Source organism: Paenalicyclobacillus ferrooxydans, assembly GCF_001399675.1.
GTDB lineage: Bacteria > Bacillota > Bacilli > Alicyclobacillales > Alicyclobacillaceae > Alicyclobacillus_B > Alicyclobacillus_B ferrooxydans.
This window is the reverse complement of the sequence record NZ_LJCO01000049.1, coordinates 1-8,205: the sequence shown is the minus strand read 5'-3', so window position 1 is coordinate 8,205 and position 8,205 is coordinate 1. Positions and strand designations below refer to the sequence as shown.

Annotated in this window: 6 protein-coding genes; all 6 read left to right on the top strand. The window is 48.7% G+C overall.

The annotated features are described in order from the left end of the window. The first annotated feature begins 444 nt into the window (after positions 1 to 444). Entirely contained in the window at positions 445 to 1,845 is a 1,401-nt protein-coding gene (locus AN477_RS12255; RefSeq protein ID WP_054969456.1) for a hypothetical protein, read from the top strand. A 30-nt stretch (positions 1,846 to 1,875) separates the two neighbouring features. Beyond that, positions 1,876 to 3,909, top strand: a complete 2,034-nt coding sequence (locus AN477_RS12250; protein WP_157061942.1) for a hypothetical protein — start codon at positions 1,876 to 1,878, stop codon at positions 3,907 to 3,909. 187 nt (positions 3,910 to 4,096) lie between these two features. Continuing rightward, the gene (locus tag AN477_RS12245; protein WP_054969454.1) at positions 4,097 to 4,891 is read left to right on the top strand and encodes a GGDEF domain-containing protein; all 795 of its coding nucleotides are present in this window, start codon (positions 4,097 to 4,099) and stop codon (positions 4,889 to 4,891) included. Between the two features lie 84 nt (positions 4,892 to 4,975). Further along, positions 4,976 to 6,406, top strand: a complete 1,431-nt coding sequence (locus AN477_RS12240; protein ID WP_054969453.1) for a lytic transglycosylase domain-containing protein — start codon at positions 4,976 to 4,978, stop codon at positions 6,404 to 6,406. A gap of 36 nt (positions 6,407 to 6,442) precedes the next feature. Next, a complete protein-coding gene (locus tag AN477_RS12235; protein ID WP_054969452.1) occupies positions 6,443 to 7,612 on the top strand; it encodes a hypothetical protein in 1,170 nt (389 codons plus the stop codon). Then, positions 7,590 to 8,205, top strand: a 616-nt coding sequence (locus AN477_RS25255; protein ID WP_211266010.1) for a P-loop NTPase, incomplete at its 3' end; no start/stop codon positions are given. The genes AN477_RS12235 and AN477_RS25255, both read left to right, overlap by 23 nt.

Sequence of the window (8,205 nt, the reverse complement as noted above, 5' to 3'; positions counted from 1 at the left end):
CCTTGCGGTTTTACGAACGACTCGGTTTTACAGCTTCACACGAAGGTCTAAAGTTGCATTTGTAAACAAGTGTTCGAGGGGCGGCGGCTCTTAAACAGCTTTGCCCTCTTCTTCAGGTAACGGGGGCGAATATGCAATATGGACATCTTGTCCATATTGCATAAACACAAAAAACAAAGTATGTATATTCAGTTTTCTGAATTTCAGTTACGTTTTCAAAGCAGGTTTTGTAATGTCTCATCCATATAATTTTAGTATCAAAAAGATTCGACTCCGCTTCGCCCCCGTGCAATAGCCGCTATCTTCCATTGTGAATTTCCTCATAGCAAACGTAACCATAATTCAAAATTCCCCACCACATATTGGTCCCAAAATGGCACTTTCGCGAAGCTGGTTGATGATAGACTTCGCATCAATGGATGACTAATTTGGGGGGATTTATGGATGAATAAAATAACGCTTGCGTTCGCTTCGAGCACCACCATAGTGGCTGGGGTCGTGATGGGATTTCCCTCAACTGCTCTGGCAGCACCCAGTTACAAACCATACGCGACACACATCTATCTGGATGGCAAGAACATTAGCAATCCATATCACATCGTGGCCAAGGAAAATGCGACGGCCCAGAAACCGACAAGTTGGATCCCGATTTGGTACCTGATTCAGGCACTCAAATCGCTAAATATTCAATCGACCTGGGACGGGGAAACGTGGAATCTGCAATTACCTTCAGGCGTGAACGCGGACTTGGGTAATATTCCAGCACAACAAACAGTGAACGTAAACGAAATGGAAATTTCGCTAAACGGAACCGTGGTACAGTATGCACCGCGTATTGCTTATAAGGACCCAGGTGGGAACGTTGTAACAAGCTACGCTCCGATTTGGTACCTCATGCAAGTATTGAAGCGCGTAGGCATTCAGTATTCCTGGAACGGAACCGACTGGACAATGAATCAGGCTACAAACGTTGACAAGCTCGATGTTGTAAAAGGCTTTATCACAGCATTGCATATTCTGCCGGATCCTAATGGAACAAATCCATTTGATGATGTTCCCGATAGTGACTGGCCTTATGTCCATGCTGCAATCGAACATGGATACTTCCAGCCAACCAGTTCAACACATTTTGGATCGTTAGACGATATCGATATGAGCACCGTTGATCATGCTTATCAAGCGTACATTGGTATACCTGACAGTGAGATGGGATGGCAAGCTGGTGGGGACCTAGTAAAATGGTCGAATATCATCGGGTTGAATAATGGCATCGGTACTTCAGTTCCTATGTTCACTGCAGATGTGGCACAAATGACTGGGAACTTGACTCGACTCTTCAATGGGTATTACAAAGACAGCTCAGGATCGTATCACTTGGTGTTCAAACCGTACAATGCATATCCGATTTATCACACAAACAAGAAAGTAACAGAATCCTTTGTTTCGTTAGGGCAGGCAGATGCCATCCGTAACATAGACGGCATTACAATGACCAATACCGGTAGCCATGAAGCCTATCAAATTCCCGGTTTGTCAAGTAAAGCTCCAGAAGAATTAACAGTTGGGAACATTGGAATTGCTACAAGCAATACCTACTTCAGTCTGAATCACGGAGGTAGTTGGGGGTTTGCGAAGGGCTTCTTTGGCTACGACTCACGAGACCCAGATAACGGGGGAACACCAAATCCACCAACCAGTGTACTTGTGAAAGACGTTGGCGAAACCAAAATCAATGCAGCTCAAATCAATCAATACGACGGGATTACATTTGGATCGGTAGATATCACATTTGATGCAAATGGAGTTCCGCAATTCTCCTATTCCAGTGGGGCGGCAAACCAATAAACAGGATGCCGACTGAAAGGAGGGGAGAAATTGCGGGTTAAACCTACATTACGCATGGTCGTCGTTGGGACTTTGGCTTGTTTTGCTGTTGTGTTCAGTGACGCAAGTTACGCGTTCGCCTACATAAGTCGCGGATGGAGTCCGCCAAGCACAGCAGGCTACTTCGCAAATACTCAGTATGGAATGATGATTCAAGGTGGAGCAGACTTTCAAGTGGTCCAATCCAGTGAGCCTGATTTAGCTGGAATGAGCAATGAAGACTTGTTTCGATACGGGGCGGATGGAATCACCATTGTCGGAGGGACAGATTCGCTAGGTGGCATTTGGCATTTCGATCGTGTTTCACACAACGGTATCCCCATTGACTCGAACAATGGCTATCTTGAAGTTAATGATGACACATCAACCATCGACCAGTGGATTGCTGCCTTGAACGGGGATCAGTCGTATGTCACCTCGCAGTTGTGGCACACGACTTGGGGCGATCGGGCCGGAGACCAATTTAACACAGTGTCCATCTCTCAAATTGTAGAAGAATCGGGCGCAGAATTTGCACCAAACGCGGATGACTATAACTATACTGTGTACGCCACACAGCCGCCTCAAGCCGCAGTTGGGGTCGTAGGATCAACGCAAACCGTGCAGCAGGGTCAGAATGTGGAATTTTACAACCACGCATATATCGAGGGATACCATTCTAACTATCATTTCGAATATGTAGAGGTCACGAATTCTAGTGGGCAAAACGTAACAAACCAGGCTTTCAGCGAAAATTCTCTTCAAGGGAGAGCACCGTACAACGGGGAGGCAATATATGCCCCGAATGGTGCGGCTATGGTGGAAGTAAACGGAGGTGGGCCGACAAGTGAGCCACCATCTTACGTGGAAACTGTAGACGGTGGAAGCTCCCAGCCCAACATTATCAACACATCCAACCTTGCTCCGGGTAACTATACAATTACGCTGTATGTGAAGGATTGGTTTAACCGTTCTGCAAATGCTGATACCGCGACATTCACCGTAACACCCGGCAGTAATAATCCGCCACCTCTGACTGGTGGTAATCCACCCACACCACCGCCACCACCACCTGGGGGAGGAGGCGGTGGCGGTGGGACGTCTTGTCCACTTTTAACGGTTCCGCCGGAACCTGCGAATCAAGTATTGAGTTACAACTGGGCCCCCGATGGGTCTGGTGGTGAGCTCCTTACTTGGACGGATACCAATTGGGTGTTGGAGTTGGTAACGGATTCCGATGGATGTGTCATGTATGAGTGGGTAGATCAGCCTAAGACATATTCTCATGATTATCCGCTCAATGTCAGTAACCTACAGATTACAGGATTGTTTTATGATCCCGGTCGACCTGGAGATTTATGGTCTCCATCGAATCCCTTGGCTTCTCAAGCGAACAATGACGGGTATTCCGACGGGTCGACTGTGGCCGGAAATCCAAGTTTACCGACATACGGAAATTCTGGTGGGTTCCCAGTTATCTATACCAGAGTCGGTGGCGGCTTTTCATTTCGGTTGATGTGGACAGGTTCGCCCCACGATATGCCCGCAAGTGCTGACGTAACGTACAACCTGGTAAATCCGGATGGTGAGACACGGAGTTGGACAAAGGCATTTGAGTTACTGCCGCAGACGATATTGAACCAAGGGGACGTTCCGGTTTGGGATCCCTTTGGGAATGGGTACCCGCCACCTGCTACGGAATATGGGTGGGCCTACACATCGATTCCAAAATACGCAAGCCCAGGCACACCAAGTTCTTATTCGGAATTGACGGCTTGGAATTTAACGGGCGATTCGAGCGGAGCGGCCCATATTAAAGCAGATGTAACATTCACGACGGGTACGGGGTCGACCGTGACGTGGAACTATCCGGATTTGGCCCAAATGTTAGGCTATCCAACGTGGTACTACATCCATGAGATTCCGGAACCAAATGCCCAGTATGAGCAGACTCAACCGAACTATAGCCGTAACTTTACGTACTCGTTTCCTCAGATTCAGCAGAACGGGCAGTTGCTACCTGCATATATAACGCCAGCACCATAATGGAATCAAACAAATGGGCTTCTCCTTTCGAGGAGAGGCTCGTTTGTTTTTAAACAACCTATTCAGCGTTATCCGAAACCATATATTATGGAGCTTTTCCAGTGGGCAATTGTCTGCCAACATGGCGTGAATATGGCACGGTTATCCCTATTATGCTTGCTACGCTTCGATGTAAAGGGGGGATACCATGCACCCATACATTGTGCTAATTGAACAACTCTCATCTGAGGTTTCGTGGGAAGATGCCGTGATGTCATTCTGGATCGACGTTGGCGCTGTGAGGGTGGAGCATTTTGTAGACGGTCATCTCGCGATGGAAAGGGATTTGGCAGCGGAGGCCGGGTCCATGGCTGATGGGGAAGTTCTTCTGGTCGAACTATCGAGTGCGACGTACAAGCTGTATCGCTGTAAGGGATCACAACTCGTAGATGAAACGAACACGATTCAATTCATCAAAGGACTGGATTGGTTGCTCCATGACCGTGAATTTCTTTACGAGACAGCAACTCACGATGCGCTTACGGGTGCACTCAATCGCCGTGGATTGAACGAGTGGTTTGAACGACGCCGGAGAAGTGAAGGTGGCTTTGTTCTTGCGTTTTTCGATTTTGACCACTTCAAGGAGCTCAACGATACCAAGGGACATCATCAGGGGGATGAGGCACTCAAAGAAGTGACAACCGTATTACAAAGGATGTTGCGAAGTACAGATGTGGTGGCGCGCTTAGGGGGAGATGAATTTGTCTTCGTCGTTGATGGAGTACCTTGCCATGCAAATATAAAGGTCCGTCTAGCAGACATCATCCGGCAACTTCCCCTCGATAAATACGGCCTGACGCTTACGTTGGGGACAGCTTGTTACCCGAATCACGGTACCGAGTTAGCACAATTAATCGCAAAAGCTGATTCGGGGCTGTATCGAGGTAAGGCACAAGGTCGAAATACGATCGTGCTCTGGGAGGAATCCAATCAGGATGGTTGAACGAGTGTCATCCAAAACTGTGTGGAATGTGCCTGAACTGCAGGGGGTTGGTCCCATCGTGCGGTACTCTACGAGGTGTCTCCATTGAGGCGCTTTCGACATCTGTTGAGTATTCCTAGCGACCCGAAAGATGTGTTCCGCTGGCTGATTACGGAGCTTGTTCTGTCATTTGGCATCGGATGGGTACTCGGTTTTGCAGCTTTGTTCATCGCAGCAGTGATGCTTTTTGGCTTTCTCCTTGGTGACTATCAAGGAAATGGTTCTGGGGGACTGGACAATTCTGCTTACGGTATCTCACTCAGTTCGGCGAAGACCGCTCAAAACAAGGCGTTGCTTACCCATTACGATGAAGTCGCCTCTACCTGGGAGTCGGGACTCAGTGAGAACCAAATTGAACAAGTACAAACCGAGCAGGTTGATTTGCCCGGGGCCGTCTTTCTAGGGCTTGGCAAGATGGTGAATAACTTTTCTCCAACCAACGGCCACCTGTATTACCGCTATCTAGCTCCCGTGTTCACATGGCATACGTTCACAGATATCACCATTACCTATCACGAGGTCACAGAGCAAAGTGGTGGGCAGACTGTAACGACGTGTCAGGCCACAGAACAGAAAACGCCCGTAACGATGTTGATGACCGCCAACACCTGGGACGGTACGCTGGTCAATTCCTATCAGTGGGTAACGGCGCGTACCGGCAGTGGATGTAGTGGAACGTATACCAAGAAAATCGAGTTGGCGAATACGAAGAGAACATATGACTGGTCAAGAATTTGGAATCTCTTTTCGCACGTTCAGGCCCAAAGTGATGGGGAGCCGTTTACGATTAAGCCCAATCAGACCAATCAAGATACCCTGGCTGGACTCATTGGCGCGGTCGATTACGGCATAACAGATCCGTATGTCCAAACCATGGTGAACGCCATCCTCTTCCCAAGCGGTTCAGATGCGACACTGACAGGGCATGTGGAACCAGCGGATGGAAACACGATTCACGACATCCTGCGATGGAAAGACGAGATTGATGCGGCAGCGAAGAAGTATCAGGTTCCAGCTGTCCTTATTGCAGCCGTGATGTATCAGGAATCGGGTGGTCGACAACACTCTTCGGATGGCAGCCTTAAGGTTTCGTCCGCTGGAGCGATCGGTCTCATGCAGGTTGAACCTTCTACTGCAGCCGGACTTACGTTGGGTGGACAATCAATTGGTACAAACGCGTATGCGGATTTGGCGAATCCGTTCATGAACATTGAGATTGGGTCCATGTATTTATCAGAGCTGTACCATCAATTTGGTAACAATCCATCTGAGGCAGAGTCAGCCTACAACGCCGGACCTGGTGCAGAGGAAACGGCACTGGCACAGGGGGATCATGTGGCTCAAAATGAGCAAACGATACAGTACGTACAAAACATTCAGGGAAGCTGGATCCCCGCGCTAACCCCTTATTTTGGCTCGAATACAAATCTATCCTCAATGAGCTGGCATGATGTTGGCACAAACCATACCCATTGATGTTGTACCGTATCGTTCAGGAAGGAGGTCAACATTGTGCTGTATCTAGCATTTCCTACTGACTTGCGGGACCGATATCAAAAGAGTGAGTGGCTGGTATATGGAAAAATGGTGAGCGAAACTCTGTTCACACCACAGGACATTTTGGTGTTATCCGAGTGGACCGTTCCAGACCGCATGGAACTGGTACAGACCATATATCGGGTGCGTGAACAAGGCGCAAGGGTCATTTTTGTTGGCCCATCACAGAGTGAGACGGACGACTTTAAGCGTCAGTTATGCCTGATGGGTGTCTTTGATTTTGCATTTTTCGGAGACGAAATTCTGCTTGGCACCATTGATGAACTCATTGAGCATCCGCGGACACCGATGAATGTCAAAGCGTACATGGATCAGGGCAGTGATGCATTGACAGAACTTCCGCCCGTAGTGGACGTGTACGAGGAAGAAACGGACTCCGAACCAGCGCTAGAGGAAGAAACAAATGCGTCAAGAGGGTTTGGGGGCATCGGGCAACTCTTCCGACGACGCAGCAATACGAAGGAAGATGCGTTGTCGGAATCGATCACGGATCATGGTCAAGACGCTGATGTGCGTCCTGTCGTAAAAAAGTTTGTATGGCCAAACCCGAAGGCAGTTCATGTTCGCATTCTTGGTGAGCCTGGATCCGGCAAAACTTTCGTAGCGTGGAATTTGGCTGCCATCTGCAACCGTCGAGAATTACCCGCTGCCGTCATTGAGGAGAGTTCCTTGCCGCTCATAGATTGGACCGACATCAAGACCGGTGTACATGTGTATCAAGAGAAGCCGAAGAAAGGGTATCGCGTCCTTTTGGACACCAGGCCATGGGAAGATGGTATTCCATCAGAGGCGGACTTAGTTGTTGCGGTATGTTGGCCGGACAAGACCCGAATTGAACGCATGGCACTCGCGCTTCATCAACAGATGATTTCACCGGACCAAGTATGCTGGGTCATCAACCGGCATGATTCAGCGTTATCCCTTCCCGTGAAGTTGGATGGTGATTATGTCGTATTACCGCATGAACCTCGTCAGTTTGCCGCAATGCGAATGAAACAACCCTTGGTTGAACTAGACGATACGTTTTCGAGTCTGTTTGGCCCCATCGCGGATCGTATTTCCGAGATGTTCATTCAAAACGCGAAAGGAGGTACGCCACCTCATGTGGATGTTGTTGGAGTATGACCGGGTCTTACAAAACAAAGCGATAGCCCTGATGGAACGAAGTGGTTTGCAGGTAACCGGAGTCGATCACGAAGAGCAACTGGCACAAATCAAATATTCCAATGTTGAACTGCTCCTTATTGGTACAGGGTGGCAGGAAGCGACGATAAGCCATCTGCGGGAGCAAGGCGTATCGTGTCCATTCGTATACATTGCCTCGGAGTTGAATGACGAGAGTTATGAGACGGCTCGTATGTTTGGATGTGTCGATGCCGTTTCTTATCCTCTTCCAATCGATTACCTAAAACGCTGGGCACCTATTGTGGACGTTTCTACAGTGCCGCAAAAACTTGATGAGGAACCTCTGACACCACTTGATGAGGTGTTGCGATCGAAAAATGTTCTCAACAAGAAACGTACATATACCAGGGCCAACAGAGTACATGAAAGCACGCAGGTGGATGAAACATCCATGGTGGGGCGTGGGCGCGTGATCGCTGTGCATAGCGCGCGTGGCGGAGTTGGGAAATCGCTGCTTGTATCCATGATCGCAAGACAGATGGCACAACGAAATTACACCGTTGCCATCGTCGATCTGGATCCGCTAGGAAACC

What these genes read in the sequence shown, in the direction of transcription:
- AN477_RS12255 (WP_054969456.1), top strand. Translation starts at nt 445, where the DNA reads ATGAATAAAATAACGCTTGCGTTCGCTTCGAGCACCACCATAGTGGCT.
- AN477_RS12245 (WP_054969454.1), top strand. Translation starts at nt 4,097, where the DNA reads ATGCACCCATACATTGTGCTAATTGAACAACTCTCATCTGAGGTTTCG.